The organism is Ruegeria sp. SCP10 (genome assembly GCF_040329495.1).
In the GTDB taxonomy this organism is placed as follows: domain Bacteria; phylum Pseudomonadota; class Alphaproteobacteria; order Rhodobacterales; family Rhodobacteraceae; genus Ruegeria.
Map to the genome: position 1 here is coordinate 77,845 of NZ_JBDZYF010000013.1, position 26,998 is coordinate 104,842.

Consider the following 26,998-nt stretch of genomic DNA (forward strand, 5'->3'; position numbering starts at 1 on the left):
TAGGTACCATCCAGGACGCGAGCATCCGCCTTGCGGCATGCAGTATGATCCGCGTGCGCAAATCCGGCCATCGGCGCAGGGCTGCGGCAGGTTCAGATCAATATCTGGGCGGATCAGTTCGCATTTGCCACGGCCATTGCAGCGGCTCCCACTGGGGCAATCGAGGCTGGAATTGCAGGCATTTGCACCTTGTGGTGCACATCGCGTTCCGCCCGCGGCACAACGCTCGAAAGGGCCACAGCTGCGCCCACCACCGCAATAGGTACCGCCCAGTGGGATGCAGTGGCCATCAAAGCTGCACCTCTGCCCGCCCGAGCAGCAGCGGCTGCCACAGGCGAATTGACCCCCGCGGCATTGGTCATTGCCGATGGAAAGCTGTGCCTGTAGCGCGCCTGCCGGGGTGCTGAGAAGCAGCGCAATCAGAAGGAATCGCAAGATTGATAGCATAACAGGATCATGGTCGGTGCGACCCAGCGCCGTGGCAAGGTCTATTCGCTTTCCATCGGTCAAAAGCCGGTTAGATTGTGGGATATGGAATCGGGCATGGATTATCACACCGCACGGGCGCTGTTGGACTGGCAGATTGAACTGGGCGTGACCGAGGCGATTGGAGACGCGCCAATCGACCGGTATGCGCTGCCCGATACTGCGCCCAAGTCAAAAAAACCGGCCAGCCCCGCTGCTGCGCCGGAGAAACCCAAGCAGGTTGACCCGGTTGCCATCGCAAAGTCCGCAGCACAAAGCGCCGGATCACTGGATGAATTGCGCGCGGCGATGGACGCATTTGAGCATTGTGAGCTAAAGCGCGGTGCGCGGCAGTTGGTGTTTGCCGATGGTACGGCTGGTGCGCGTGTGATGATCATCGGAGAGGCTCCGGGCCGGGATGAAGACCGCGAAGGTAAGCCCTTTGTCGGGCGTGCGGGTCAGTTGTTGGATCGGATGTTGGCGGGGATTGATCTGGATCGCACGCAGAATGCCTATATCACCAACGTGTTGCCTTGGCGCCCCCCACAAAACCGCGATCCGAAGCCGGAAGAGATCGGCATGATGAAACCGTTTCTGGAACGCCATGTGGCGCTGGCCAAGCCCGAGGTTCTGGTGGTGATGGGCAATATCAGTTGTCAGGCTGTTCTGGGCAAGCGTGGTATCACGCGGTTGCGCGGCACTTGGGAACACGCGCTGGATTTGCCGGTGATCCCGATGTTCCACCCCGCTTACTTACTGCGCCAGCCGCAGATGAAACGAGAGGCTTGGGCCGATCTGTTGGAGTTGAAAGCACGGCTGGGGGCAGGATGATGCGCATTCTGGCTTTCTCAGACCTTCATATGGCGCGCAACCGGGCGGCTGATCTGGTGGAGGCCAGCGCGCAGGCCGATCTGGTGATTGGGGCCGGGGATTACTGCAATATGCGCCAGGGACTGGCCGAGGCGATGCAGATGCTGTCGGGTATCTCGGCCCCGCTGGTGCTGGTGCCGGGAAATGCGGAAAGCGCGGATGAGCTGACCGATGCTGCGCCAGATAGCGCCCATGTTCTGCATGGCACCGGAATGACGGTCGATGGAATACACCTGTTCGGGCTGGGCTACGGAGTACCCGCCACGCCGTTTGGCGATTGGTCCTGCGATCTGTCCGAGTCAGAGGCTTCGGAACTGCTGGATCGCTGTGACACTGCCGATGTTCTGATCGTGCATTCTCCGCCCAAAGGACACGGGGACGTGACATCGCAAGGTATCTCCGTCGGCTCGGTGGCCGTGCGCGATGCCGTGGAACGGCTTCAGCCCAAACTGGTTTTCTGCGGTCATATCCACGACAGCTGGGGATATCGTGGTACGCTGGGGCAGACGCAGATCGCCAATCTGGGACCCAAAGTGAACTGGTTCGAGGTGTCGTGATGATCGAAACCGTCACGCTGCTGACGTTCATACCGGCGGCGCTGCTTCTGAATCTCACACCAGGGGCGGACATGATGTTCTGCTTCGGGCAAGGCCTGCGATCTGGTGCAAAACCTGCCTTGGCGGCCAGTGCCGGGATATCGGCGGGCTCTTTTGTCCATGTTTTGCTGGCAGGTTTGGGGTTGGGTGCAGTGGTATCGACCATCCCATGGGTATTCGATGTTATCCGTTGGGTGGGCGTTGCTTACCTACTATATCTCGCTTGGGACGCGTTCCGAAACGGCAACTTGCCGATTGAGAACGATGTCAAACCAACGCGAATGGCCTTTCGCGACGGTATGGTGGTGAACCTGACCAATCCCAAGGTCATCTTGTTTGTGCTGGCCTTCATCCCGCAATTTGTGGATCCCGCTTCGGGCTCGATCCTGGTGCAGTTCCTGATCTTCGGCATGATCATCGCGCTGGGTGGCTTTGTTGTGAATGGTCTGGTCGGGGTTTTCGCCGGGGGTGCGGGAAAGGTGCTGGTTTCAAACCCCCGCGCTTCGCGGATTATGGGCTGGGTCACCGGAGGCATCTTCACGGCACTTGCCGTCCGACTGGCAATCATGGAAAGGACCTGACCCCGTATGTCGCGCATTGATGAAACCAAAGATTTTATCCCTGTCCGAATTGCTGTCCTGACAGTCTCAGACACGCGATCAATCGAAGAGGACCGGTCTGGCCAAACATTGGTCGATCGGATCGAAGCGGCGGGTCACGCCGTTGCAGATCGGCAGATCTTACCCGACGAGCGCGCGCAGATCGCGGATCAGTTGCGTATATGGATCGCGGACCCTCAGATCGATGTTGTGATCTCGACCGGCGGCACGGGCCTGACCGGGCGCGATGTGACTGTCGAGGCGCATCGCGATGTCTATGAGAAAGAGATCGATGCTTTTGGAACCGTCTTCACCATTCTGTCGATGGAGAAGATTGGAACCTCGACCGTGCAGTCCCGCGCCACAGGCGGTGTTGCTGGCGGCACCTATCTGTTTGCCCTGCCGGGCAGCCCGGGTGCGTGCAAGGATGCATGGGACGGTATTCTGGAAAAACAATTCGACTACCGCCATCGCCCCTGCAACTTTGTGGAAATAATGCCGCGATTGGACGAACATCTGCGACGGAAGTAGACTGCTCGTACGTTTAACACCTTATAACCGCATTGTGGCTTGGCATATTTCACGGTCCAGCTACATTTTGCGCAAGGCAGCCCATTGCAACCGGGGTAAGTGAGAATGCGTTTTCTAAGGCAGAGTCTTGTCGGTGTCTTTCTGGCGTCGCTGACGTTGGCTTTGCTGTTTGTCGCTGTCCAGATGATCACAGGTGCAATTCAGGACGTGATTGCGCGTGACACTGCAAAACCCCCGGCGCGCGAGCGTGTGTTTACAGTGTCGGTCAGAACAGCCGAGCTACAGACCGTAACGCCCTATCTGGAGGCCTTTGGTGAGGTGCAAAGTCGCCGCCGGCTTGAACTGCGCGCGGCGCTGGGGGGGCGTGTGATCTCACTCGCCGATGACTTCGAGGATGGCGGGACGGTCACGGCGGGTGAAATTCTGGTCGAGCTGGACCCTGCGGATACGCAATCCGCCCTGGACCGGGCCAAATCCGATCTGCTGGATGCCCAGTTCGAGGAACGCGATGCGGAACGATCCCTGCTGCTGGCGCAGGATGAGTTGAAATCGGCAGAAGCGCAGGCTGAGCTGCGTGAACGTGCCCTTCAACGGCAACGCGACCTGGAATCCCGAGGTGTGGGCGCGACTGCGAGCGTGGAAGAGGCCGAATTGTCGGCCACCTCGGCCCAGCAATCTGTTCTGGCACGTCGGATCGCCCTGGCTCAGGCTGAATCACGTGTGGATCAGGCCACAACGCTACTAGCGCGTGCGCGGATTGCCCTTGAAGCGGCAGAACGCGATCTGGATGATATGACCATTCGGGCCGGGTTCGGCGGTACACTGACCGATGTCACATTGGTCGAAGGACGACTGGTTGCCGCCAACGAAAAACTGGCCGAGCTGGTAGACCCTGACGCCTTGGAAGTCGCCTTCCGGGTTTCGACGGCCCAATTTGTCCGATTGCTGGATGAAGATGGCACGCTACTAAACGCTCCGGTAACGGTGTCGCTTGAGGTGACGGGGGCCGACCTGACCGCAACAGGACGGATCAGCCGCGACAGCGGATCAGCGGGTGAGGGGCAGACAGGTCGTCTGATCTTTGCACGATTGGATAGCGCCTCGGGCTTCAAACCAGGGGATTTTGTGACGGTCACCGTTCAGGAACAGGCGGTCGACGCCGTTGTGCGTTTGCCCTCATCCGTTCTAGACGCGGCGGGCACGGTTTTGGTGCTGGGCGCGGATGACCGTCTGGAAACCTTACCGGTGCAATTGATACGACGGCAGGGTGATGAGGTTTTGCTGCGCGGCGCCGGCCTGGAAGGCCGCGAGGTTGTGATTGGCCGCACGCCGCTGCTGGGTTCCGGCGTGCGCGTGCGCCCCCTGCGGGTTGAGGAAAGCGCCGACGCGGATATGGTCGAGTTGACGGATACGCAGCGCGCGCAGCTTGTTGCACAGGTTGAGGCCAGCGAAGGTATGCCTCAGGATGTCAAAACCCGAATGTTGGGTCAGTTGGAAGCGGCGCAAGTGCCTGCCTCGCTGGTCCGTCGTATTGAAAACCGGGCCGGGGGATAAGCGCTATGATGCGCGAAATCCCAAGCGCGGCGGGCGGCATTCTCAGTTATTTCACCCGGCACCGGACGGTCGCCAATTTGCTGCTGCTGGTCATGCTGGTTTTGGGGGCCGCGGCGATCCCGAACATGCGCGCGCAGTTCTTTCCGGATGTCATTCTGGAACGGGTCGATGTCGACGTCGAGTGGGAGGGCGCGGGTCCTGAGGATGTTGATAACGGGATCGTTCAGCTGCTGGAGCCCGAGCTGCTGGCGGTCGAGGGCGTAGCCAGTACCACAGCCACTTCACGAGAAGGGTCGGCGAACATCCGGCTTGAGTTCGAAGCCAACTGGGATATGTCCCGCGCCGTCGAAGATGTTCGGACCGCTGTTGATAGTGTCACTAGCCTGCCCGAAGACGCCGAAGAACCCTCGATCCGGCGGGGGGCGTGGCGTGATCGTGTGACCGATGTTGTGATCACCGGCCCAGTAGCGCCTGACCAATTGGCGAAGTTTACCGATGAACTGATCAACAGGCTGTTCGCTGCGGGTGTTACGCGCACCACGATCCGCGGCTTGGCCGCGCCGCGTGTGGTAGTGGAAGTTCCGACGGCGCAGTTGATCGCAAACGACATTGCCTTGTCTGACATCTCCTCGGCCATTGCGGCTGAGGTTAACGCCAGCCCAGCCGGGGATGTCACGGGCGCCAATGCCCGTATCCGAACAGGTTCGGAGAAGCGCACCCCGGAAGAGATCGAAGGCATCGCACTGCGCAATTTTGCAGACGGATCCAAACTGTTCGTGGGCGATGTCGCACAGATCCGGGTTGAAGGGGTTGATCGCAATCGAAGCTATTTCGTGGGCGAAGATCCGGCCATGTCCATCCGGGTGGATCGTTCTAATCTGGGCGATGCCATCGGCATTCAACATCAGGTCGAAGACGTGGTGGCCGAGATGCAGGCCAGCCTGCCCGAAGGCGTCACGGTCGAGTTGATCCGAACGCGGGCGCAGTCGATCACAGACCGGCTGGACATTCTGATCGACAACGGCCTTGTCGGGCTTGGGCTGGTTGTGTGCCTGCTTTTTCTGTTCCTCAACGCGCGGATTGCTTTCTGGGTGGCCGCAGGCATTCCCGTCGCAATGTCAGCCGCCATTGCGCTGATGTACCTAGGCGGACTGTCGATCAACATGGTCTCTTTGTTCGGCCTGATCATCACCCTAGGTATTGTGGTGGACGACGCGATCGTCGTGGGCGAACACGCTGATTTTCGTGCCCGTCGTCTGGGCGAACCGCCTATGGTTGCGGCTGAACGCGCCGCCCGGCGGATGGCCATGCCGGTCTTCGCGGCGACTTTGACAACCGTGATCGCGTTCTTCGGCCTGACCCTTGTCGGTGGTCGGTTCGGAGAGTTGATCCGGGACATCCCATTCACTGTGATCGCTGTACTCGCGGCCTCTCTGATCGAGTGTTTCCTGATCCTGCCCAACCACATGGCCCATGCCATCGCCCATTCGGCGAAGGAGCATTGGTACGACCTGCCCAACCGGGTGGTCAACCGCGGGTTCCGCTGGGTGCGGGATCGCCTGTTCCGGCCCTTCATCGCCTGGGTGGTCTGGGCACGCTATGTGGTCGTTGCCTTGATGGTTGTCATTCTGGCCAGCCAGATTGCCCTGTTCATCCGGGGCGATGTGAATTGGCGGTTCTTTAACGCGCCCGAGCGTGGTTCGGTCACCGGCAGCTTTATCATGGCCGAAGGGGCGACCCGTTCCGATACGTTCGAGATGATGCGCCAGTTGCAGCAAGCGGCCGAAGAACTGGGCGCAATTTATGAAGAACGCCATGGCCGCAACCCCATTGACTATGTTCTGGCTGAAGTTGGCGGCAGTGCCGGGTTTGGCCTATCGGCCGCTGAAGGCAAGGATGATGACCTGCTGGGCGGTATCTCGATTGAATTGATTGATGCCGACCTTCGCCCCTATTCCAGCTTTGAATTTGTGGGCGAGCTGCAGGATTTCGTGCCCCGCCATCCCAAGGTCGAGCTGATCAGCTTCCGTGGTTGGCGGTCCGGCCCAGGTGGCGATGCCATCGACGTGCAGTTCTACGGTTCCGATGTGAACACGCTCAAGGCCGCATCAGAGGACCTTCAGACTGAATTGTCTAAATACCCCGAGGTTTCGGCGCTTGAGGACAATCTTGCTTATGACAAGGAAGAGTACATTCTGGACCTGACCGCGCAGGGGCAGGCTTTGGGCTTTCGCATCGAAACCCTGGGACGTGTGCTGCGCAACCGATTGAACGGGATCGAGGCTGCGACCTTCCCGGATGGGCCACGCAGCGCCGAGATCCGGGTGGAACTGCCCGAGGGCGAGTTAACGGCTGACTTCCTAGAACGCACTCTGATGCGCACACCCGATGGGGTGTATGTGCCGCTAGCCGATATTGTCTCGGTCGAGCGGAAATCCGGCTTCTCAACTGTACGGCGCGAGAATGGGCTGCGGGTGATCTCGGTGAATGGCGACATTTCCGAGGATGATCCGACCCGCGCGGCCGAGATTGAACGCGCGCTGAACGAAGAGATTCTGCCCAATATCGCTGCCGAACGACAGGTCGAATGGCGCATGGCAGGGCTGAGCGAGCAGGAAAACGAGTTCCTCTCCGAGGCGCGCACGGGTCTGATCCTGTGTTTGACCGGGATTTATCTGGTGCTGGCCTGGGTCTTTGCCAGTTGGTCCAGACCTCTGGTGGTGATGGCCATTATCCCGTTTGGCTTGGTGGGTGCGATCTGGGGGCATTATATCTGGGATGTGCCGCTGAGCATGTTCACGGTTGTTGGCCTGCTGGGCATGACCGGCATCATAATAAACGATTCGATTGTGCTGGTGACAACTATAGATGGCTATCAGCAGGAACGTGGACTGGTGCCGTCGATTGTCGAAGGCACGGCTGACCGGTTGCGCCCGGTGATGCTGACGACGCTGACGACAGTGCTGGGCCTGACGCCGTTGCTGTATGAAGGTTCTCAGCAAGCACAATTTTTGAAGCCAACCGTAATCACTCTGGTTTACGGCTTGGGTTTTGGCATGTTGCTGGTTTTGGTTCTGGTTCCTGCTTTACTGGCTATTCTGAATGACGTCTCCCGTCCGATGACAGCCATGCGGCGAGCCATGCGCGCGCCGGATCGGGTGATGCAGGGCGCTGTTGCGGCCACCGGGGTCGTGCTGATGCTGTGGTTTGCAGTGACGATGGTGTGGCCTGCGCTTGTTGGTAAACCGATCGGCATGCTCTCTGCGCTCTACCCGGGTGAGAGTGGCGCAGGTGTCTTGGATATGGGGCTGGGTGCGTTTTTGGCCGGAGCTCTCCCGATACTGGCGCTCAGCTTTGCAGCGTCCGGATTGCTTTATGTGCGGCTGAAAGGCCGGGTTGGCACTTAGCCCACGCGCAGGGCTCGTTCCAAAAGCTGGGGCACGCGCGCGCTCATCTGTAAATCGCCCTGACTTATCCGTTCAATCGGAAACCAGCGCGCGTCCAGCGCGTCATCTCCGGCTATGGGTTCGCCCGACTGATAGCGGCAGGCCACGCCGACGAGCAGGTAATGTGAGATGACTTCTCCTGCCTCATCCCGTCGCAGCAGATCCAGATTGTCCAGATAGTGCAGCGGTTCCGCGGTGACCGAGGTTTCTTCGAACAGCTCCCGCTGCGCCGCCTCAAGAACGGTTTCGCCCCATTCCACATGGCCGCCCGGAAAGCCCCAAAGCCCACGGTCGGGCTGTTTGCTGCGTTGCACCAGCAGGACCTGACCCTGATGCAGAACAACGGCCAATGCTCCGATCTTTGGGGTTTGGCTCATGCGATTAGCCTGCGCTGCAGCCCTGAATATCTACGGCGTGGTTTGCGCCCAGAACCGTGATCCGAATCTCGGACCGATCCAGCGCGAAGGGCTCGCCCGACGCATTGATGACCTCTGCCTTAGCGATGAGCGTGCCGCCCTGGCGCACTGTTTCGGGCTGCGAGGCCCAAAGCACCGGATTGCCCGGTTCGATCACTGCTATTTCCTGCCCGCCAGCCGAGGGCATGGTCACGCGCGCTTCGATCTGCATGCCGTCTGCCGTAGGTGTCAGGCTGCATCGTGCAGCTGAAACATTGGCCTCTCGCGCAGAAAACGGGCGTTGGGCCAGTGCTGCGGCGATGGCCGGGTTGCGCTCGGCCTCGGCATCCAGCGTATGGTCGAAATCCAGTCTCTCGGGGATGCAGACATCCTTGCAGACGCCCAAATCCATCTCGCCGCGCAGGCGAACAGGCTTGGCAGGGTTTTTCGGCGTGATCTCAACCGGCAAAACCAATTGATCCTCGTACCCGATGGATTGCAGCCCATTCTGGTCAAACACATCCGGGGCAGGCCATGTGATCGACACATCGCCAACATTGCGCGACCCGGTCCAGTCAAATTGCGGCGGAATCCCCGCATCCCCCGGCGCGCGCCAATAGGTTTTCCAGCCGTCCTGCAGGGTCAGGCGCAATGCTCCCAGATAGGTGCCATTGGTGGTCCGACCCCCATCCAGAACGTCCAGTTGGACGACACCATCCAATTGTTGCGCCGGGGCAGGCGAGACGGCGCATAGGCAAGTCGCAACAGCGGCGGCTATGGGTTTCTTGAACGCGATCATGCCCTATACATGCGTGGTATGCGGATGAAATCCAAGTCACGTTCGGGTCACCGGACTGAAATCTGCCAAAAACCTCAGTGCCATCTTGCCAATCCCTGCGCTGCGAGGTCATTGTTGAGGTGCCATTTGAAAGAGACCCCGCCCCATGGACCTGACCGGAAAACTGTTGATTGCGATGCCCGGCATGGGTGATCCGCGCTTCGACCATTCGGTTGTTTATATGTGCAGTCATGGTGATGACGGCGCGATGGGCTTGATCGTGAACAAACCCTCAGACCTGCGGATCAAAGCTTTGTTAGGGCAACTGAACATAGCCTGTCGTATTCCGGTGGTGGGGGAGCGGTTGGTGCATTTTGGTGGCCCGGTCGAGATGTCGCGCGGCTTTGTCCTGCACAGCGCCGACTACGATGCCAATCTGCACTCGCTGCAAATCTCGGATGATTTCAGCATGACCGCAACGCTTGACGTGCTCGAAGATCTGGCATCGGGCCGGGGTCCGCTGAATTCAATGGTCACGCTGGGATACGCAGGTTGGGGTCCTGGACAGCTGGAGGATGAGATCGCCATGAACGGCTGGCTGACAGCCGAGGCGAGCCCGCAACTGGTGTTCGATGTCCCCGATGATGATAAGTGGGAGGCCGCGCTGGCCACGCTGGGCGTTGATCCACTGACCCTGTCGGCCAGCGCCGGGCGTGCGTAATCAGCTATCGCGCGGCGCCGCAGCACGGCGCAGGCGGTCATTGATAGCAGCCCCAAGCTCGTGATCGGGTATCGGGGATACAGCAATCGGTCGGCCCGTTTCATTCAAGCTGTGCAATGCGGCGAACAAATTGGCGGCGGCTTCGATCAGGTTGCCGCTCTCCGACAGGTTCAAGTCGCAGTCGACCGGACCAAAGCCCAGCAAAACTTCCTCCCCCTGCTTCAACACAGCGTTCAGGCGGACGGGCGCGTCCGGGGCGTAGTGTGATTGCAGTTGTCCCGGTGCGGTCAGGTGGTCCCCTACCTGATGCAAGTGCAGGCGTGTGTTGAGGGCGGTTTCGATATCCTCAAGCGCGATACCGCCCGGGCGCAATAAAGTGGGCTCCCCGGCCAAACCAACAATGGTCGATTCCAGCCCGACACCACAGGGCCCGTCATCCAGAATGGCAGAAATCCGGCCGCCAAGCCCTGCGCGCACATGATCGGCGGTGGTCGGGCTGATCTGGCCGGAAGGATTGGCGGATGGGGCTGCCACTGGGCCGTCAAAGGCGGCCAGCAGGTCCCGGGCGGTTTGGTGGACGGGTACGCGGACAGCCAGTGTTTCCAACCCTGCAGTGACCAGCGGAGAGATACCGTGACCATCGCGCAAGGGCAGAACCAGTGTCAGCGGTCCGGGCCAGAACGCATTGGCAAGCGTTTCTGCATGGTCTGACCAGTCGACAAATCGTCGGGCTGCCTCGACCGAGGCGACATGGGCGATCAGCGGGTTAAAGCTGGGTCGTCCCTTGGCCTCGTAGATCTCAGCGACCGCCTCGCCGTTCCGGGCGTCGCCACCTAGGCCATAGACGGTTTCGGTTGCAAAGGCGACCAGCAAGCCCTGCCGCAAAAGGTCTGCGGCCCGTGCGATGCCGTCTGGGTCCGCTGTCAGATCGAGAGTCGTTGGGATCATGTCTGGTGACGCCGCGTTTCGGTTGCTCGGAACATAGGGAACGTTAGGTAATGCTTCCAAGCCTTGATGCATACCGGTGCAGTGTCGGAAATCCAAGCCCGCCTGCAAACAGCCGATCAGACAGCCCCTGAGGGAAACAATGCCATACCGCGCGCCGCTTTCAGATTATCAGTTCCTGTTCCAAAACGTTGTGGGCTTCGATCAGATCGCCGCGACAGATCGCTTTGCGGATGCCAGCCCCGATGTGGTCAGCGCGATCCTGTCTGAGGCGGGCAAGATGTGCGAAGAGGTTCTGGCCCCGCTTCAACGACCCGGTGATCTGACGCCCGCTCGTTTGGAAAACGGTGTTCTGCGCAGCTCGCCCGGTTATGCCGAGGGCTGGAACGCGATTGCTGAAGGCGGTTGGATTGGCATCAGTGGCGATCCGGAATATGGCGGCATGGGCCTGCCAATGACCATCACCACTGCCGTGAACGAGATGATGAGTGCGGCCTGCCTGTCGCTGCAACTGGCGCCGCTGATGACACAAGGCCAGATCGAGGCGTTGGAACATCATGCCAGTGATGACCTCAAGGCACTGTACCTGCCCAAGATGATGGCGGGTGAATGGTCTGGCACAATGAACCTGACGGAGCCGCAGGCCGGGTCCGATGTTGGCGCGCTGACCTCGAAAGCTGAATCCAAAGGGGACGGCACCTACGCAATCACGGGGCAGAAAATTTATATCTCATGGGGTGACAACGACTTTGCGGGGAATGTCTGCCATTTGGTTTTGGCGCGCCTGCCTGATGGGGTTCCCGGCACCAAAGGGATATCGCTGTTTCTGGTGCCCAAGTTCATTCCGGATGCCCAGGGCAATCCGGGCGTTGCCAATGATCTGAAGGTCGTCTCGCTTGAACACAAGCTTGGCCTACACGGCTCACCAACCTGTGTGATGCAGTATGACGGCGCGACCGGCTGGCTTGTGGGCAAAGAGCATGGCGGTATGGCGGCCATGTTCACCATGATGAACAACGCGCGTTTGGGCGTAGGCGGTCAGGGCGTGGGCGTGGCCGAGGCTGCATATCAACACGCGCTGGCCTATGCGATGGATCGCAAACAGGGCAAAACGCCCTCGGGCACCATCATTGACCATGCTGATGTACGCCGGATGCTGGCCGAGATGCGTGCCGACACCTTCGCCGCGCGTGCGATCATGCTGGCCAATGCGGTGGCCATTGATATGGCGCAGGCCACGGGGGATGCCGATTGGGCTGCGCGTGCAGCTCTGTTGACCCCTATTTGCAAAGCCTTTGGATCACAGACCGGGATGCGCGTCTCTGAAACAGGTGTTCAGGTGCATGGTGGCATGGGTGTGATCGAAGAAACCGGCGCGGCTCAATACTATCGCGATGTCCGCGTGGCGGCGATTTATGAGGGTACAAATGGCATTCAGGCCATGGACCTTGTCGCCCGCAAGATGATGGATGGGGGCGAAGCCGCATCGCGCCTGTTGGATGAGATCGAAGACCATGCCGAACAGGCCCGTGCCACGCTGCCCGATCTTGCCGGTCCCGTCTGGGAAGCAACCGAGTCCTTGCGTGAAGCAACCGAATGGATTGTCAGCCAACGGGATATGAACAACCGGTTTGCGGGGGCGCATGCCTATCTGCATGCCTTTGCCCGTGTTCTGGGTGGGCATTACCACCTCAAGGCGGCATTGGCCGATCCGCAAGGCGCGCGGGGCAAGCTGGCGCGGTTCTACATTAATGGGTTGCTGCCGCAGTATTCCGGTCTGTTGGCGCAGGCGCAAAACGGGGCCGAGGACCTGTTCGCGCTCAGTGCAGATGATCTGGCGGCTTAAGAGCTGAATGGCGGTGTCGATGATCGAATATCCCTGGTCCGACCCGCCCGCACCGGGTGAGGCGATTGAGATTGCCGAAGGTGTCTTGTGGATGCGCCTGCCGCTGCCCATGGCGCTGGATCACGTCAATGTCTATGCGCTGGACGATGGGGATGGCTGGACCCTTGTGGATACCGGGATTTCATCCGGGAAAACACGCGTGATCTGGCAGAAGCTAACGTCTGGTCCGCTTGCGGGCAAACCTGTGCGCCGTGTGCTGGCCACCCATCATCATCCCGATCATGTCGGCAATGTGGGTTGGTTTCAGTCTGAACATGGCGCTGAACTTCTGACCAGTCGCACCGCTTGGTTGTTTGCGCGTATGCTAACATTGGATGTTCAGGAAAGCTGGCCCCAGGAAACGCTGGACTTCTACCAAAGCGCGGGCATGGCTGCCGAGGTTCTGAACAAACGCAAGGCTGACCGGCCCTTCAACTTTGCCGACACGGTGTACCCCATGCCATTGGGGTTCACGCGGGTGAAACAGGGCGATGTGCTGCGCGCAGGTGGGCGCGATTGGGATGTGCACATGGGCAACGGCCACGCGCCGGAACATGTCACACTCTGGAGCCGAGATGACAATCTGGTTCTAAGCGGCGATCAGATTCTAAGCTCGATCAGCCCCAATCTTGGAGTCTATGCAACCGAACCCATGGCCGATCCGGTCTCAGGCTGGTTAGAGGCGTGCCAACGGCTGGAAGGGCTCGCGCAGGCCGATCATCTGGTTCTGGGGGGGCATAAGCTGCCCTTTACCGGTTTGCCCCTGCGCATGCGTCAACTGATCGACAACCATCATGGTGCGCTAAAGCGCCTGCTGGATGATCTGGACACACCCAAAGCTGCGGCGGATTGCTTTGCACCGCTGTTCAAACGGACCATTCGTGAGGGGGAATATGGCCTGGCGCTGGTCGAAGCGGTTGCACATATGAACCATCTTTACCACATTGGGTCCGTCACCCGTACGCGCCGCGCAGACGGAGCCTGGGTCTACAAACGCAAAGGGTAAAGAATGCAGGACGAGATCGAGACCTCAGCCGAGGCAGCCGAAGCAGCGGCACTGCCGCGCTGCTATGAAGTGCACGCCAATTCCGAAGCTGAATCCGGGTCGAAGCCCCTGCCGGAACCTTTGCAGAAACCGGTTGAAACCAAAAGCCCGGCGCAATGGGCTTATGAACGTCTGATCCTGTACATCCAGAACTTCGAAAAGACCCTAGATGGCGATCACGAGGTCGCAATGGGCTTCACTGGTGGAGACGCGGGTGTGCTACGGATCGAAGGGATGGGCTATTTTGACCCTGATATCATCACCTTCTACGGCTCGGACGGGGCCGGGGGCCGTACCCAGTTGGTGCAGCATGTCAGCCAACTGAATGTGATGTTGCGCGCCTTGCCGAAATCGGTCGAAGACAAACCAGCCAATCGCATCGGGTTCCGGCTGGCCGCCGATCTGGAAGAAAGCTGACTTGCAATTCACGGCTACGCGGCCTTGAATGATCCCATCATTCAGGAGGCCACGACGTGTCTTATGTCTCAGCCATAGTTCGGGCCTATTCTGGGGCCTGGGCCCGGCGGCAGACCTTTGTTCCCATCTACATAGGAGTCCGCCTGCTGCTGATCGCACTTATTGCGCCGGCTATGGCCGCAGCAATCAATTTGGCGGTTTCTCTGTCTGATCAGTCGGCGCTGACGGATCAGGATATCGCCACCTTCATCCTATCGCCCGCAGGGTTCATGGCGGCCCTAGTCGTGCTGAGCCTGTTTCTGATGGCCGAGGTTTTTGTCTTCGCTGTTATGGCAGGCTCGCTACGCATGGATGAGCCCAACCCGTGGCGGGCGGGCAGTTCTGCCATCCGGCTGGTGGTGTCGCGCCTGCCAGCCCTGTTTGGGTTTGCATGGCGCTTTATTCTGCGCGTTCTGATTCTGGCGCTGCCCTTTCTGGCCATCTCGGGCTTGATCGCATGGTGGGCGCTGACGGAATACGACATCAACTACTACCTGACCTTCCACCCGCCCGCCTTTTGGATTGCCGTTCTGCTGATCGGCGCGGTTGCAATGGTGATGGCTTGGGTTCTGATCCGCAGATTGTCGGCATGGGCGCTGTCGCTGCATCTTGTGCTGTTTGAAAATGTCCACCCTGCGCATGTGTTTGGGGTCAGCGCGATACGGATGGAGGGGCGGCAAGGACGGTTGAAGTTGTCTTTGGTCGCATGGCTTGGCCTGCGCCTGGTGATCGCAGCGGCGATTGCGGCGTTTGCCGGGTTACTGTTTGCGCTGGTTCCATTGCAAGGCAGCGGTCACCTTCGGATGGCACTGATCTATAGCCTTGTGATCGCGGGCCTTTGGTCACTATCGGGGTTGGTTCTGGCGGCAACGGCACTGGGCGCGCTTGCGTTGCTGTTGGATGGGTTCTTTGAACCTCAGGTCGTGGATATCCCGCATCCTGAACCGCGTCGTCTGCGCCTGTCGCTGATCGGCGCCGTGGGCCTTTCGGTGATTGCGCTGCTGGTCGGCAGTTGGTTTGGCCATCGCCTGCTGGAACGGGTACAGGCTCCGGATCGGGCCGAGGTGATCGGCCATCGGGGTGCGGCGGCGTTGCGGCCCGAAAACACCATGGCCTCGGTTCTGAAAGCCATCGAGGATGGCGCGGATTGGGTCGAGATCGATGTGCAGGAAACCGCAGATGATGAGGTCATCGTGGCCCATGACAGTGACTTCATGAAGCTGGCGCAGGTCGATCTGAAGGTTTGGGATGCCACGATGGAGGACGTGGCAGAGATCGATATCGGCAGTTGGTTTGGCGCCGAATTCGCGGACCAGCGCACCCCCACGCCGCGCCAGGTTCTGGAGGCCGCCAAGGGCAAAACCAAGGTTATCATCGAATTGAAATACTATGGCCACGATATCGATCTGGAAAACCGGGTAATCACTCTGGTCGAAGAGTTCGGGATGCAGGATCAGATCGCAACGATGTCTTTGAAATACCCTGCGGTGCAAAAGATGAAGACCCTGCGCCCGGATTGGCGCGCGGGCGTTCTGGCCGCGACCGCCGTGGGAGATTTATCGGGGCTTGAGGGTGATTTTGTCGCGGTGAATGCCGCGTCAGTCTCTCCGGGACTGATCCGCTCGGTGCACGACGTGGGTAAGGATATCTATGTCTGGACGGTGAACGATCCGCTGCAAATGTCTGCCATGGCCTCAATGGGCGTTGACGGTTTGATCACCGACCGACCGGCAATAGCACGCGAGGTTCTACGGATCCGGGCCGAGATGGGCCCAGCTGAACGCCTTCTGCTGTGGCTCGCCACCACCTTTGGTATGCAGGTCGACACGCAGGCGATGCGCGATGCAAGCCCGTAAGTTAGCGGTGCTGCTGGTCTGCCTATCCGGTGCTGCGGCGGCTCAGGATTTGATGCGCAGCGTCGAGATGCCTGCACATCGCGCTTTGATTGCGCAACGGGGCACTGTGCCTTTGACACCGTTTGAAACAGATGGCTGTTCAGGCGGCCTGTCGACCAGTTGGCGCTGGGTGGCCGATACATTTCCGCAGATCGGAGACTTACACGAGGCCAACCCCCCGTGGGAGGAATGCTGCGTGATCCACGACCGGGCCTATCACAATGCGGGCGCAGCCTTGCTGCCCGAGGACAGCTACGACGCACGCCTGTCTGCAGATCAGACCCTGCGCGCCTGCGTCAAGGATCATGGGGACACACATGCCGAGGATTATGCCCAGCGTTATGACATGACGCCGGATCAAGTGCGCAACGTTCATGCGCTGACGGCAGATGCAATGTATGGTGCCGTTCGGTTCGGCGGCGGACCTTGCAGCGGGCTGCCGTGGCGCTGGGGGTTTGGGTATCCGGGGTGTTCTGTTTTTGGAGATCGCACCCCTGCGCGCGAATGACGTCGTGACAGCCCCTGCCTTTTCGATTATCCAACATGAAAACACGCGAATTGGGATTCTGAGACTCATGGCTGACCACAAGCACGGCGAAATGGACATCACCGTTCAAACCAAAACCTTCAACGGCTTTATTAAAGCCACAACCTGGTGTGTGATTGCTATCGCCTTCCTCTGCCTATTCTTGGCGGTTTTCGCAGCGTAACGCGTAGCGAGGGCTGCCCCGTGTTCCGGATTTTGATTGCCTGCCTACTGGCAGCAACCGTTGCAGGCTGTGCAGGCTCGCAGCGCCCTCAAGCTGATCCGTCAGAGATCGTATCCCGGTCTTACCGTGACCGCGGACCGTCAACGCTGACGCTCTATACAATGATCAACACGCGCACCGGGTCCGGGGCGCATACGTCGCTGATGATCGGTGGCAGTGAACGGGTGATTTTTGATCCCGCGGGGTCTTTCCGGGCCGATGTCGTGCCGGTCAAGGACGATGTTCTCTACGGCATTACCCCGGCGGTCGAGCAGGCCTATCGCAGCTCACATGCCCGCGAGTCGCATTATGCGCGTGTTCAGACGATCCAAGTCTCACCCCAACAGGCGGAAATTGCCTTGCAACTGGCCAAACAAAGCGGTCCGGTAGCGGGTGCGTTCTGTGCGAACTCAACAGCGCGATTGCTGCAACAGGTGCCCGGATTCGAGCAGATCGACGTGACCTTTTATCCTGTGAAACTCTCGGATCAGTTTGGCCAATTGCCCGGTGTAGTGACTGAAGACTATCGCGAAAACGATGATGCCGATCTGCAAAAAGGTCTGGCGGCGAATAACGCGCGTCTCAATCAGTTGGACGCGGCACTAGCCGAGTAAATAGAGCAAACCATAAAGCGTCGCGGCCCCTGAAAAGATCGCGGCGAGCACGTTTTTTGTAATCACCCCGATGCCCAGTGCCATTGCCGCCGCTGCCATACGTGCAATATCGGGCTGCCCTTCGGTGGCCGATGGCCAGACAACCAGAGGCGCGATCAGGGCAGGCAGGATCGCCACGGCGGTGTAACGCAGATGGCGCAGCAGCCATGGCGGCATCGGGCGGTCTCCAACCAGACCGATAAAGGTAAATCGAAGGGCAAAACTGCCAATCGCCAGCCCGATGATGACAGTCCACATGGTGACAGGATCAATCTGGGTCATGTCTTCCTCCGCTCCAGCATCACTTCGGACTGTGCACCTGCGATCATTCCTGCCGTTCCTGCGATCAAAAGGCCCAGGTTGAACGGGACAGAAACGGTCAGGAGGGCGACGATGATTGCGACAAAGGCTGCGATCACATGGGGAAGCGTGCGCATCATCGGCCCGATCATGGCCAGAAAGGTGATCGGAAGCGCAAAATCCAGCGCCCAGCTTTCTGGAATGCGCGCACCTAGCACGGCGCCCAGATATGTGGCCAATATCCAAAGCGGCGTGATCGGTGTGACCGAACCGAAGAAATACGCCATCCTCTGCGGCAGCGTCATTTTGGGTTCTTTTTCGAACTGCACGATGCTGCAGGCATAGGATTGGTCGACCGTCAGATAGGCCGCGAAAGCCCTCTGCCACATCGGGGCCGCGCCCAGAAACGGTGTCAGAGACGCCGAATACATCGCCACCCGCAGGTTCACCGCCAAGGCCGAGGCCAGCACGATCACCGTTGGTGCGTTTTCCTGCATCAGCTGCAAGGCGGTGAACTGCGCTGCGCCGGCGAAGACCGTGGCGGAAAAGGCAACCACCTGTACGATGCTCAACCCGGCTTCCGTCGCAAAGACGCCGAACAGGGTGCCAAACGGAATGGCGACAAATATGAACGGCGTCCCGTCGCGAAAACCCTTCCAGAAGTATGACTTGGATGTGGCGTCTGCCATGGCGAAATCCTATGGTGATCGCAGCAGCAGTAGCTGTCTTGAGAGAGGGTTGCAATTGGCCACGAAACCGAATGCCTCGGACTACATCATCGCGCCTGATCCGGAAGCGCCACGGTTGACCCGTGCCGTCGAAGGTGTGGACCAGAATGGTGAGGTCAGCCAGATCTCGGTGGTCGAGGAACGCCCGCTGACGATTTTTCTGAATTCACAGGAAATCGTGACGGCGATGACGATTGGTGACTATCCAGAATACCTGGCGCTGGGCTTTCTGCGCAATCAGGGGATGTTGCTGGTCGATGACCAGATCACACGTGTCGAATATGATGATGATCTGGAAACGGTAGTGGTTCGGACGCAGCGCGAAACCTCGTATGAGGAGAAGCTTAAGAAAAAGACCCGCACCAGCGGCTGCGCTGTGGGCACCGTCTTTGGCGACATGATGGAGGGGCTGGAGGATGTGCGCCTGCCTCAGGTCTCGGTGCGCACCTCGTGGCTCTATGATCTGGCCGCCAAGATCAATCGCACACCGTCTTTGTATCTTGAGGCGGGAGCAATCCATGGCACGGTCTTGTGCCGCCAGAACCGGCCGCTTGTGTATATGGAGGACGTGGGCCGCCACAACGCGGTCGACAAGATCGCAGGCTGGATGCTGTCCGAGGGTGAGACAGCCGACGACAAGATCCTATACACCACAGGCCGCCTGACGTCCGAGATGGTGATCAAAACGGCGATGATGGGCATCCCGGTTTTGGCCTCGCGATCCGGTTTCACCGCCTGGGGCGTCGAAATCGCGCGCGAGGTTGGGTTGACCCTGATTGGCCGGATGCGAGGTCAGCGGTTTGTTTGTTTGTCGGGCGAGGATCGGTTGCTGCGGGACGTTGATCCGGCGAGTGTCGCCGTTGAGGATAAGAAGCATAGACGGAAGAGTGCGGGATGATTGAAATGCTCGCAGGGATCAAAGAGATTCTGGTCCTACCGGTTCTCTGTGTTACAGCGCTCTATTCCATGAGATTCCAATATGCGGATGAACTCGCGATGGATATGGCGCTGGCGACCTATCCCGACGAAGTACTGGATCAGCTTGGATGGAGCGCTCTGACCGATTTGATCGCAGCCTCTCGTGCGGCCGTTAGCTCGTCACGGCGAAAGTCGACGCGTCGGCGTATTATGTTTTGGGGACTTCCTGCATTGAAAGGTCTCAATAGACCGGCCTTAGCTGCGACGCGGCGATACCGGTTAAACACTGTGGCCATGTTCATCTCGGTGATTCTGATCGCAAGCGCTTGGTCTGTCTGGTTGGCTGGCCTTCTGATTTTGCTTGCTGTCGTTCTATTTGTACGAACACCAAAATGGCCGACGCTGGAAGGGTTGCCGGCATGACAAAACCCCTCGGCATCATCCTCGCAGGCGGTCTTGCGACCCGAATGGGCGGCGGTGACAAGGGCCTCTTGCAGATTGGCGGGCAGAGCCTTTTGAACCACGTGATCGACCGTCTGTCCCCACAGGTGAGCGGTCTGGCTCTGAACGCCAATGGCGATCCAGAACGGTTCGCTGAAATTACCCTGCCCGTCATACCGGATACAATTGAGGGGTTCGCCGGACCTTTGGCGGGTGTTTTGGCGGGGCTCGATTGGGCGGCAGAGCAAGGGGCGGACAGTATCGTTACGGCTGCAGCGGATACGCCGTTCCTGCCACGTGATCTGGTCGAGCGCCTGACCGCCGCAGCCGAAGGTCAGACCCATCCGCTGGTTCTGGCGACCACTCCGCGCACCGGGGATGAGGCGTTGAAATCAGGCGGCAGCAAACGGGTCAATCGGCATCCGACGTTTGGCCTCTGGCCCGTTGCGCTGCGCAATGATCTGCGGGCTGCGCTGAACGACGGGCTGCGCAAGGTGGTGTTGTGGACCGATCAGCATGACGGTCGTGAGGCGCTATTCCCGGCTGAGCCGTTTGATCCTTTTTTTAACGTCAACACGCCGGATGATCTGGCGTTGGCCGAAAAGCTGTTGGAACAGGCATGAAGGTCTACGGCGTCACTGGCTGGAAAAACGCGGGCAAAACCGGGTTGATGGAGCGGTTGGTGGCCGAGATCACAGGACGGGGCTTCTCGGTCTCGACCGTCAAACACGCGCATCACTCTTTCGATGTCGATCAGCCAGGGCGGGACAGCCATCGCCACCGAATGGCGGGCGCCCGTGAGGTTTTGCTGGCCTCGGGGCAGCGGGTGGCGTTGATGCAGGAATTGCGGGGTGCCCCGGAACCCGCGCTCAAGGATTTGCTGGCCCGCCTGTCACCGGTCGATCTGGTGCTGATCGAAGGGTATAAGCGCGAACCTCACCCCAAAATCGAAGCGTTTCGGGCCGAGCCCGGCAATCATTTGATTGCTGACGGCGACCCCACGATCCGTGCAATTGCCAGTGATACGCCGCTGACGCTGGATCGTCCCGTTTTCGATCTGAATGACACAGGCGCGATTGCGGATTTCATTCTGGCCGAGGTCGGTTTGTGAGCCTGTTTGACAGCTTTGCGATGGTGGATTGGTCAGGTGGTAACGATACCGGGCCGACCCCGCGCAAAGATGCCATCTGGGCCTGCGTTGTGCGTGATGGCAAAGTGCGGGCGCTTGACTATCTGCGCAATCGTGTGGTGGCTGAAACCTGGCTGCGGGACCTGATCGAGACCGAACTGGCGGCGGGTCGACGCCTGTTTCTGGGGTTCGATTTCCCGTTTGGCTACTCTCAAGGCTTTACCGAAGCCATAACAGGCCACGATGATCCGTTGGCATTGTGGGATTGGTTGGAGACGCAAGTCGAGGATTCACCGAACGCCAATAACCGGTTCGATCTGGCGGGGCTGATCAATAGCCGGTTTGGTGGAAAGGGCCCATTCTGGATGAATGCGCTGCGCCGCGATATCGATGGGTTGCCGCGCACGAAACAGGACTATCACAACCCGTTCCCCGACCGCCGCGCAGTCGAAACACGGGCGAAGGGCAGTTTTACCTGCTGGCAAATGGCCGGCGCAGGGTCTGTAGGCGGGCAGGTTATGATGGGCCTTCCGGTGCTCAGCCGACTACGGCATGCTTTCGATGGCAAGGTCGCCGTCTGGCCCTTTCAACCGCTGGACAAACCGGTTGCGTTTGTCGAGATCTGGCCCTCGCTCAATCTGGGGTCCGCCCCGCCGGACCAGATCAAAGATGCCTGGCAGGTGGAACAGGTCGCCTTGACTTTGTCCCGACTTAGCGATCAGGAATTGACAGAACAGTTGGATGTTTCAGCCCCCGAGGAGGGGTGGATTTTGGGTGTGCCACAAGACAGACCGAACATAGCGCCGCCGCCATTGCGAAACGATTGTTTTGCCTTGCCTGCGGGTGTGAACTGGACGCCGGTGGATGAGGCCTTGGCGCTGCTGCAGAGCAGGTTGCATCCAGTGACCGGGATTGAAACCGTTCCGCTGCTGCAGTCTGTGGGCCTGGTTTTGGCCGAAGACGTGGTGGCAAAACGCTCGAACCCGCCGCAACCTAACACGGCGGTTGATGGCTATGGCTTTGCAGGCCCTGCCGCAGATGGTGCACAGGTGATGCCTTTGACTGAAGGTCGCGCAGCGGCGGGCATTCCATTTGATGGCCAGGTCCCGCCCGGCCATGCGCTGCGCATCCTGACCGGGGCGACCCTGCCCAAGGGCGTGGATACGGTGATCCTTGAAGAGGATGTGACGCTGAAGGATGGTCACATCGCGTTCCGAGGGCCGTTGAAAAAAGGTGCGAACACGCGCCGCGCGGGTGAGGATGTGGTGGAGGGTGACACAGCCCTTTCAGCCAGGCGAAAGCTGACCCCCGCGGATATGGCTTTGTTATCGGCTGTCGGTATCGCTGAGGTGCCGGTTCACCAAGCCCTGCGCGTGGCGGTTCTGTCTACCGGGGATGAACTGGTCGAGCTGGGCGATGCTGCAGGCGCGGGGCAAATCTTCGATGCCAATCGTCCGATGTTAATGTCTTTGATTGGGCGGATGGGATTTGTGCCCGTTGATATGGGCCGAGTCGAAGACAACCGGGACGCGCTTCGCCAACGACTGGATGAGGCCGCCGCGCAGGCGGATGTTATCCTGACCAGCGGCGGGGCCTCGGCAGGGGATGAGGATCATGTCTCAGCCCTTTTGCGTGACGCGGGTGCGATGCAGGAGTGGCGGATTGCGCTGAAACCCGGGCGGCCTTTGGCGCTGGGCATGTGGTCGGACACGCCTGTCCTTGGCCTGCCCGGCAATCCTGTGGCCGCCATGGTGTGTACCCTGATCTTTGCACGGCCTGCCCTGAGCCTGATGTCAGGCGAAGGATGGGTTGAACCACAAGGGTTTGAAGTGCCTGCCGCCTTTGAGAAGCGCAAGAAACCTGGTCGCCGCGAATATCTGCGTGCGCGTCTGCGCGATGGTAGGGTCGAAGTGTTTCACTCGGAAGGGTCAGGCCGGATCAGCGGGCTGAGTTGGGCCGAAGGGTTGGTCGAAATCGAAGATGGTGCCCGGCATATTCAACCGGGCGATCCGGTGCGGTTCATTCCTTACGGCAGTTTCGGGCTATGAGTGTCACCGTCTCGAAGGGGTTTAGCCCAGATGAGCGGCCGATGGCTGCTGCACTGTTCTGGCAGGCCTTCGCGGCGAAATTGCACAAGGTGATGGGCCCGGAAGAACGGGGTGTGGCCTTTTTTGAGCAGGCTCTTAATCCAGACTTTGCATTGGTTGCGCGCGACTCGTCCGGACAAATACTGGGGCTTGCCGGTTTCAAGACCAACGAGGGTGGTCTGGCCGCAGGCAGCCTGTCTGGCCTTGCGCGTGTCTATGGATGGTTCGGGGCACTGTGGCGCGGCACGGTGCTGAGCGTGTTGGAGCGAGACCTGAAACCCGGTGTGTTCCAAATGGATGGTATCTTTGTCTCAGCTGAAGCGCGTGGCAAAGGCGTTGGAACCACATTGCTGAGCGCGATCAAGGATGAGGCGCGCAGCCGTGGTATGACCGAAGTGCAATTGGATGTCATCGACACCAATCCGCGCGCGCAGGCTTTGTATGAACGCGAAGGATTCAAGCCGGTGGGCCATGAAGAGACTGGACCGTTTCGGTACCTGTTCGGCTTCAGCAGCGCCACCAAGATGAGTTGGGCCGTTACGCCCGTCTAATCGAACGTCCCGGCAACACGTCCCACCAGCATAAAGGCGCGCGCCGTTCTGGTGTCACCCAGCGCAGTCAGCTCGGCATCGCTGGCGTCAGGTTCAAATTCAACAATCATGTTGTCGAACCGTCGCAGGAAATGATGCGCCGCATCCCGGAAAATTGGGTCTTGCTTCATTCGCGCCGCCGTCAGCGCCAGTGACGATCGATCCCGAATTCCACCCAAAGCCGCCACGGCACGCCCGCGAGCACCTTGAGCGAATTGCCGCCAGATCTCAGGCCGTGCCATGTCGGGGCGTAGATCATCCATATAGATGCCTTCCTGGCTGAGCAGGGTCAGCACATCCTGCGAGGCTTGAACCAGCTTGGCGACCTTTCGGTCCTTCAATGCCATCCGCAGCGCATTGAAGCCTTCGGTATCTTTATCTGTTTCGGGAAAATTCAGGGCGCGGATGAAGATATCGGTTGTCAGTGGTGGCGTGATCTCTTCGGCTGTTGTGCCCAGTGCCAGCGAGGTTTGATCTCCGGCAACCGGGGCTGACTGAAGGGTCTGAACAGGCTCGCGGCGTTTGGTCGAGAATGTGGCCAAGGCATCCTCGGCCTTTTTGGTTGCTGCGGCGATCTCGTCCAGCTTTTTGCTCACCGTCGGTTCGTAAGAGCTGGCAGCACGCTGCTGTTGCACCACATAGGCCTGGCGGATCGCATCTATGGCAGTCTGCAATCGGGCGCTTTCCTCGCGCATGACACGGCTGGCACGCATGGCCGTGGCCGCGACCCAGATCATCGCCACCGGCATGAACACTGCAAGAAAGGTCACGATGATACCACTACCCTCGGCCTGATCGGGCAGCACAAGAAACACGACCGATATCACCAGCCAAACGACACTCAGCACAGCGGCGGCGATTTCGATCGAGGTTACAGGCGTCCGGTCCGGGCGATCATAGATCCCCAGCGAGGTAGGCCGTTCGGTTTCCTGGTCAGGTTCGTTCCCCGACATGTCAGATGCTCCGGTCAGGCGTATTCGATGCTCAGAACTTCATAGGATCGCACACCGCCGGGTGTACGCACTTCGACGCTGTCGCCTTCATCCTTGCCGATCAAGGCACGGGCCATGGGCGATTTGATGTTCAGCAGGCCGTTTTCGATATTGGCCTCATACTCTCCGACGATCTGCCAGGTCTTTTCTTCGTCGGTATCCTCATCGACCAATGTGACCTTTGCGCCGAATTTGATCGCGCCAGACAGCTTAGCGGGATCGATCACATCGGCCAGAGACAGGATGCCTTCCAGTTCCTTGATGCGGCCTTCGATAAAGCCCTGCTTTTCGCGGGCCGAGTGGTATTCGGCGTTTTCCTTCAAATCACCCAGTTCCCGCGCCGAAGCGATGGCTTCGATGATCGCCGGGCGCTCGACGGATTTGAGGTTTTTCAGCTCCGCTGCCAGCGCGGCATTGCCCGCAGGCGTCATTGGAATCTTTTCCATAGTCTTGTTGTCCACGCATAAATTGAGCCGCCCCGCCGCAGGGAAAGCGTCGGGGCGAATGATGGGTCGTTCAGTACCTGACCTAAATGGGGCGTGAATTGCAAGAGGCCAAGGGGCAGCCTGCGTTCAATTCGCGGCTTAGCGCCGTTGGGGTGGGCCGGGCGCGCGCCTGTGGCGGTGATCCGGGGGCTTGTCCCGGCGCCAGCGGCGCGAATGGGTGCAGAGCCATAGCATCTCAATCATATTGGACCACTTCGAATTCTATGCCGTTGTCATCGTCGAAATAGAATCTTTTGCCCGGTTCGTAATCCGCATGGTTATGGGGTGTGAAACCGGCGTCGCGAACTTTGGCTTCGGTGGCGTCGATATCTTCGACCAGAACGCCAACATGGTTCAGGCCCCCGACGATGTCGTAGCTGCTTTCTTTTGATGACTTCGGATCATCGGGCTTGTAGAGCGCAAGATAGGTGTGCTTGGTGCCCACGTGCACGGTGTAGCCGCCCGCCATCGCGGGACCTTCCCAGCGGGTTTTCCAACCAAAGACCTTTTGCATCCATGCTGCTGAGGCCAGCGGGTCGCGGACGGTGAAATTGGTGTGTTCAAGCGTCGCCATCATGGGATCTCCTTTGCGAATTGAGGCTTGTCACGACTCACCGTAATTTCTAAACCTAACTTTAGGTCAAGGTATTTTTTGCGAGGATCTAGTGGCTGCATCTGAAGGACTGGCAATCGGCGCACTGGCCCGGCGCACTGGTTTGGCGGTGTCGGCTATCCGGTACTATGAAGCGCAGGGTCTGATTTCGCCGTGGCGCAACGCGGGCGGGCAAAGACGCTATCAACGGGCCGATATCCGACGGCTGAGCTTTGTGATGATCGCACAGCAGTTCGGCTTGACCCTGCCGGAAATCCGCGAGGTCCTGTCGGGCCTTCCGGGCAACCGCACCCCGACACCGCAAGATTGGAAGGATATCAGTGTAACGCTGCGGGCGCATTTAGATCAGCGAATCGATACATTGGTACGGCTACGCGACAATCTGGATGGCTGCATCGGCTGCGGGTGCTTAAGCCTGCCGAAATGTGCTCTGTACAATCCAGATGATCGCGCCAAATCAAATGGGAGCGGTCCCAGATACCTGATGGGCGACTCGCCGGAGGCTTAACTGCCGCATTGCAGTAATGTTACGCCGTGTTTTGATTGACCAAGGTCTTTCCGACCATGTAATCAGCCGTGAAACAAAATTGCGCCGACTGCACGAGAAAAGCGCCAATTCGGAAAGTTAGCTAAGGAGCCCGCGATGGCCGATATTGAACGCGAAGCGATGGAATATGACGTGGTGATCGTGGGTGCAGGCCCTGCGGGCCTGTCGGCGGCCATTCGTCTGAAACAGCTTGATGCTGACCTGAACGTCGTGGTTCTGGAGAAGGGCTCGGAAGTGGGCGCGCATATCTTGTCGGGTGCTGTTCTGGACCCGTGTGGCCTGGATGCGCTGATCCCGGATTGGAAGGAAAAAGGCGCGCCGCTGAACACACCGGTCAACGAAGACAACTTCTATATGCTGGGAGAGGCGGGTCAGATCCGTATCCCCAACTTCCCGATGCCGCCGCTGATGAACAACCATGGCAACTACATTGTCTCGATGGGCAATGTTTGCCGCTGGATGGCGGAACAGGCCGAAGAACTGGGCGTGGAAATCTTCCCGGGCATGGCCTGTTCCGAAATGGTCTATGGTGAGAACGGCGAAGTCAAAGGCGTTGTTGCCGGTGTCTTTGGTCTGGAGGCGGAT

General features: G+C 59.3%; 31 protein-coding genes. 22 read left to right on the plus strand and 9 right to left on the minus strand.

Annotated features, from left to right (window positions below; all coding sequences use genetic code 11):
* Window positions 1–113: 113 nt before the first annotated feature.
* Window positions 114–290 carry a hypothetical protein gene (locus tag ABLN87_RS19765; protein ID WP_353013560.1) on the minus strand — a complete coding sequence of 59 codons (177 nt, stop codon included), beginning with the start codon at window positions 288–290 and terminating at the stop codon, window positions 114–116.
* A 241-nt stretch (window positions 291–531) separates the two neighbouring features.
* Between ABLN87_RS19765 and ABLN87_RS19770 the strand changes: the two genes are divergently transcribed.
* The 6 genes from ABLN87_RS19770 to ABLN87_RS19795 all read left to right on the plus strand — a co-directional run bounded on the left by ABLN87_RS19770 (window position 532) and on the right by ABLN87_RS19795 (window position 8,022).
* Entirely contained in the window at window positions 532–1,296 is a 765-nt protein-coding gene (locus ABLN87_RS19770; RefSeq protein ID WP_353013601.1) for a uracil-DNA glycosylase, read from the plus strand.
* Window positions 1,296–1,892, plus strand: coding sequence for a metallophosphoesterase family protein (locus tag ABLN87_RS19775; protein ID WP_353013603.1), 597 nt, complete (start codon window positions 1,296–1,298; stop codon window positions 1,890–1,892). Before ABLN87_RS19770 ends, ABLN87_RS19775 begins: the two co-directional genes overlap by 1 nt.
* Entirely contained in the window at window positions 1,892–2,512 is a 621-nt protein-coding gene (locus ABLN87_RS19780) for a LysE family translocator (RefSeq protein WP_353013562.1), read from the plus strand. Before ABLN87_RS19775 ends, ABLN87_RS19780 begins: the two co-directional genes overlap by 1 nt.
* A gap of 6 nt (window positions 2,513–2,518) precedes the next feature.
* Window positions 2,519–3,061, plus strand: coding sequence for a molybdenum cofactor biosynthesis protein B (moaB, locus tag ABLN87_RS19785; protein WP_353013564.1), 543 nt, complete (start codon window positions 2,519–2,521; stop codon window positions 3,059–3,061).
* A gap of 105 nt (window positions 3,062–3,166) precedes the next feature.
* A complete protein-coding gene (locus ABLN87_RS19790) occupies window positions 3,167–4,615 on the plus strand; it encodes an efflux RND transporter periplasmic adaptor subunit (RefSeq protein ID WP_353013566.1) in 1,449 nt (482 codons plus the stop codon).
* Between the two features lie 5 nt (window positions 4,616–4,620).
* Window positions 4,621–8,022 (plus strand): efflux RND transporter permease subunit, encoded by a 3,402-nt coding sequence (locus ABLN87_RS19795; RefSeq protein WP_353013567.1) that lies wholly within the window; start codon window positions 4,621–4,623, stop codon window positions 8,020–8,022.
* On the opposite strand, the gene ABLN87_RS19800 is transcribed toward ABLN87_RS19795, so the two are convergent.
* Window positions 8,019–8,438 (minus strand): NUDIX hydrolase, encoded by a 420-nt coding sequence (locus ABLN87_RS19800; RefSeq protein WP_353013569.1) that lies wholly within the window; start codon window positions 8,436–8,438, stop codon window positions 8,019–8,021. The two genes, ABLN87_RS19795 and ABLN87_RS19800, sit on opposite strands and share 4 nt — an antisense overlap.
* Window positions 8,439–8,442: 4 nt before the next feature.
* Window positions 8,443–9,255 carry a protein-disulfide reductase DsbD domain-containing protein gene (locus ABLN87_RS19805; RefSeq protein WP_353013571.1) on the minus strand — a complete coding sequence of 271 codons (813 nt, stop codon included), beginning with the start codon at window positions 9,253–9,255 and terminating at the stop codon, window positions 8,443–8,445.
* Window positions 9,256–9,400: 145 nt separating this feature from the next.
* Between ABLN87_RS19805 and ABLN87_RS19810 the strand changes: the two genes are divergently transcribed.
* Window positions 9,401–9,955 (plus strand): YqgE/AlgH family protein, encoded by a 555-nt coding sequence (locus ABLN87_RS19810; RefSeq protein WP_353013573.1) that lies wholly within the window; start codon window positions 9,401–9,403, stop codon window positions 9,953–9,955.
* Here the strand turns inward: ABLN87_RS19810 and ABLN87_RS19815 are convergent, their stop codons facing one another.
* On the minus strand, window positions 9,956–10,903 hold the full coding sequence (locus ABLN87_RS19815) for an L-threonylcarbamoyladenylate synthase (protein ID WP_353013574.1): 948 nt from the start codon (window positions 10,901–10,903) through the stop codon (window positions 9,956–9,958).
* A 139-nt stretch (window positions 10,904–11,042) separates the two neighbouring features.
* Here ABLN87_RS19815 and ABLN87_RS19820 point away from each other — a divergent pair, with 139 nt between their 5' ends.
* The 7 genes from ABLN87_RS19820 to ABLN87_RS19850 all read left to right on the plus strand — a co-directional run bounded on the left by ABLN87_RS19820 (window position 11,043) and on the right by ABLN87_RS19850 (window position 17,544).
* Window positions 11,043–12,746, plus strand: coding sequence for an acyl-CoA dehydrogenase (locus ABLN87_RS19820; protein WP_353013576.1), 1,704 nt, complete (start codon window positions 11,043–11,045; stop codon window positions 12,744–12,746).
* Between the two features lie 19 nt (window positions 12,747–12,765).
* Entirely contained in the window at window positions 12,766–13,791 is a 1,026-nt protein-coding gene (locus ABLN87_RS19825) for an MBL fold metallo-hydrolase (RefSeq protein WP_353013578.1), read from the plus strand.
* A gap of 3 nt (window positions 13,792–13,794) precedes the next feature.
* Window positions 13,795–14,247: a DUF6173 family protein gene (locus ABLN87_RS19830; protein WP_353013580.1), complete on the plus strand. Its 453-nt coding sequence runs from the start codon at window positions 13,795–13,797 to the stop codon at window positions 14,245–14,247.
* 56 nt (window positions 14,248–14,303) lie between these two features.
* Window positions 14,304–16,142, plus strand: a complete 1,839-nt coding sequence (locus tag ABLN87_RS19835; RefSeq protein WP_353013582.1) for a glycerophosphodiester phosphodiesterase family protein — start codon at window positions 14,304–14,306, stop codon at window positions 16,140–16,142.
* Window positions 16,129–16,689 (plus strand): hypothetical protein, encoded by a 561-nt coding sequence (locus ABLN87_RS19840; protein WP_353013583.1) that lies wholly within the window; start codon window positions 16,129–16,131, stop codon window positions 16,687–16,689. Before ABLN87_RS19835 ends, ABLN87_RS19840 begins: the two co-directional genes overlap by 14 nt.
* A gap of 67 nt (window positions 16,690–16,756) precedes the next feature.
* The gene (locus tag ABLN87_RS19845; protein WP_170535738.1) at window positions 16,757–16,891 is read left to right on the plus strand and encodes an aa3-type cytochrome c oxidase subunit IV; all 135 of its coding nucleotides are present in this window, start codon (window positions 16,757–16,759) and stop codon (window positions 16,889–16,891) included.
* A 20-nt stretch (window positions 16,892–16,911) separates the two neighbouring features.
* Window positions 16,912–17,544, plus strand: a complete 633-nt coding sequence (locus ABLN87_RS19850; protein WP_353013584.1) for a hypothetical protein — start codon at window positions 16,912–16,914, stop codon at window positions 17,542–17,544.
* Here ABLN87_RS19850 and ABLN87_RS19855 read toward each other — a convergent pair.
* Together ABLN87_RS19855 and ABLN87_RS19860 are read right to left on the minus strand one after the other, a co-directional pair.
* Window positions 17,533–17,865: an AzlD domain-containing protein gene (locus ABLN87_RS19855; RefSeq protein WP_353013585.1), complete on the minus strand. Its 333-nt coding sequence runs from the start codon at window positions 17,863–17,865 to the stop codon at window positions 17,533–17,535. The genes ABLN87_RS19850 and ABLN87_RS19855 overlap by 12 nt on opposite strands.
* Window positions 17,862–18,572, minus strand: coding sequence for an AzlC family ABC transporter permease (locus ABLN87_RS19860; protein ID WP_353013586.1), 711 nt, complete (start codon window positions 18,570–18,572; stop codon window positions 17,862–17,864). The genes ABLN87_RS19855 and ABLN87_RS19860 overlap by 4 nt, the downstream gene beginning before the upstream one ends.
* Here ABLN87_RS19860 and ABLN87_RS19865 point away from each other — a divergent pair.
* From ABLN87_RS19865 to ABLN87_RS19890, 6 genes are read left to right on the plus strand one after another with little or no spacing between them, the layout of a single operon-like run.
* On the plus strand, window positions 18,571–19,509 hold the full coding sequence (locus ABLN87_RS19865; protein WP_353013587.1) for a formate dehydrogenase accessory sulfurtransferase FdhD: 939 nt from the start codon (window positions 18,571–18,573) through the stop codon (window positions 19,507–19,509). The genes ABLN87_RS19860 and ABLN87_RS19865 overlap by 2 nt on opposite strands.
* On the plus strand, window positions 19,506–19,952 hold the full coding sequence (locus ABLN87_RS19870; RefSeq protein ID WP_353013588.1) for a hypothetical protein: 447 nt from the start codon (window positions 19,506–19,508) through the stop codon (window positions 19,950–19,952). The genes ABLN87_RS19865 and ABLN87_RS19870 overlap by 4 nt, the downstream gene beginning before the upstream one ends.
* On the plus strand, window positions 19,949–20,593 hold the full coding sequence (mobA, locus tag ABLN87_RS19875) for a molybdenum cofactor guanylyltransferase MobA (protein WP_353013589.1): 645 nt from the start codon (window positions 19,949–19,951) through the stop codon (window positions 20,591–20,593). Before ABLN87_RS19870 ends, mobA begins: the two co-directional genes overlap by 4 nt.
* A complete protein-coding gene (gene mobB / locus ABLN87_RS19880) occupies window positions 20,590–21,081 on the plus strand; it encodes a molybdopterin-guanine dinucleotide biosynthesis protein B (protein WP_353013590.1) in 492 nt (163 codons plus the stop codon). The genes mobA and mobB overlap by 4 nt, the downstream gene beginning before the upstream one ends.
* Window positions 21,078–23,147, plus strand: a complete 2,070-nt coding sequence (gene glp, locus ABLN87_RS19885; protein ID WP_353013591.1) for a gephyrin-like molybdotransferase Glp — start codon at window positions 21,078–21,080, stop codon at window positions 23,145–23,147. The genes mobB and glp overlap by 4 nt, the downstream gene beginning before the upstream one ends.
* Window positions 23,148–23,188: 41 nt before the next feature.
* A complete protein-coding gene (locus ABLN87_RS19890) occupies window positions 23,189–23,737 on the plus strand; it encodes a GNAT family N-acetyltransferase (protein ID WP_353013592.1) in 549 nt (182 codons plus the stop codon).
* Here the strand turns inward: ABLN87_RS19890 and ABLN87_RS19895 are convergent.
* The 3 genes from ABLN87_RS19895 to ABLN87_RS19905 form a co-directional block, all read right to left on the minus strand.
* Window positions 23,734–24,729 (minus strand): hypothetical protein, encoded by a 996-nt coding sequence (locus ABLN87_RS19895; protein WP_353013594.1) that lies wholly within the window; start codon window positions 24,727–24,729, stop codon window positions 23,734–23,736. The two genes, ABLN87_RS19890 and ABLN87_RS19895, sit on opposite strands and share 4 nt — an antisense overlap.
* Before the next feature lie 14 nt (window positions 24,730–24,743).
* A complete protein-coding gene (gene greA, locus ABLN87_RS19900) occupies window positions 24,744–25,214 on the minus strand; it encodes a transcription elongation factor GreA (RefSeq protein ID WP_170453169.1) in 471 nt (156 codons plus the stop codon).
* Between the two features lie 235 nt (window positions 25,215–25,449).
* Complete coding sequence (locus ABLN87_RS19905; protein WP_353013596.1) at window positions 25,450–25,830, minus strand: VOC family protein; 381 nt, start codon at window positions 25,828–25,830, stop codon at window positions 25,450–25,452.
* Between the two features lie 88 nt (window positions 25,831–25,918).
* Between ABLN87_RS19905 and soxR the strand changes: the two genes are divergently transcribed.
* Both soxR and ABLN87_RS19915 read left to right on the plus strand, forming a co-directional pair.
* Window positions 25,919–26,374, plus strand: coding sequence for a redox-sensitive transcriptional activator SoxR (soxR, locus tag ABLN87_RS19910; protein ID WP_353013598.1), 456 nt, complete (start codon window positions 25,919–25,921; stop codon window positions 26,372–26,374).
* Window positions 26,375–26,509: 135 nt separating this feature from the next.
* On the plus strand, window positions 26,510–26,998 hold a 489-nt coding region (locus ABLN87_RS19915; RefSeq protein ID WP_353013600.1), incomplete at its 3' end, for an NAD(P)/FAD-dependent oxidoreductase.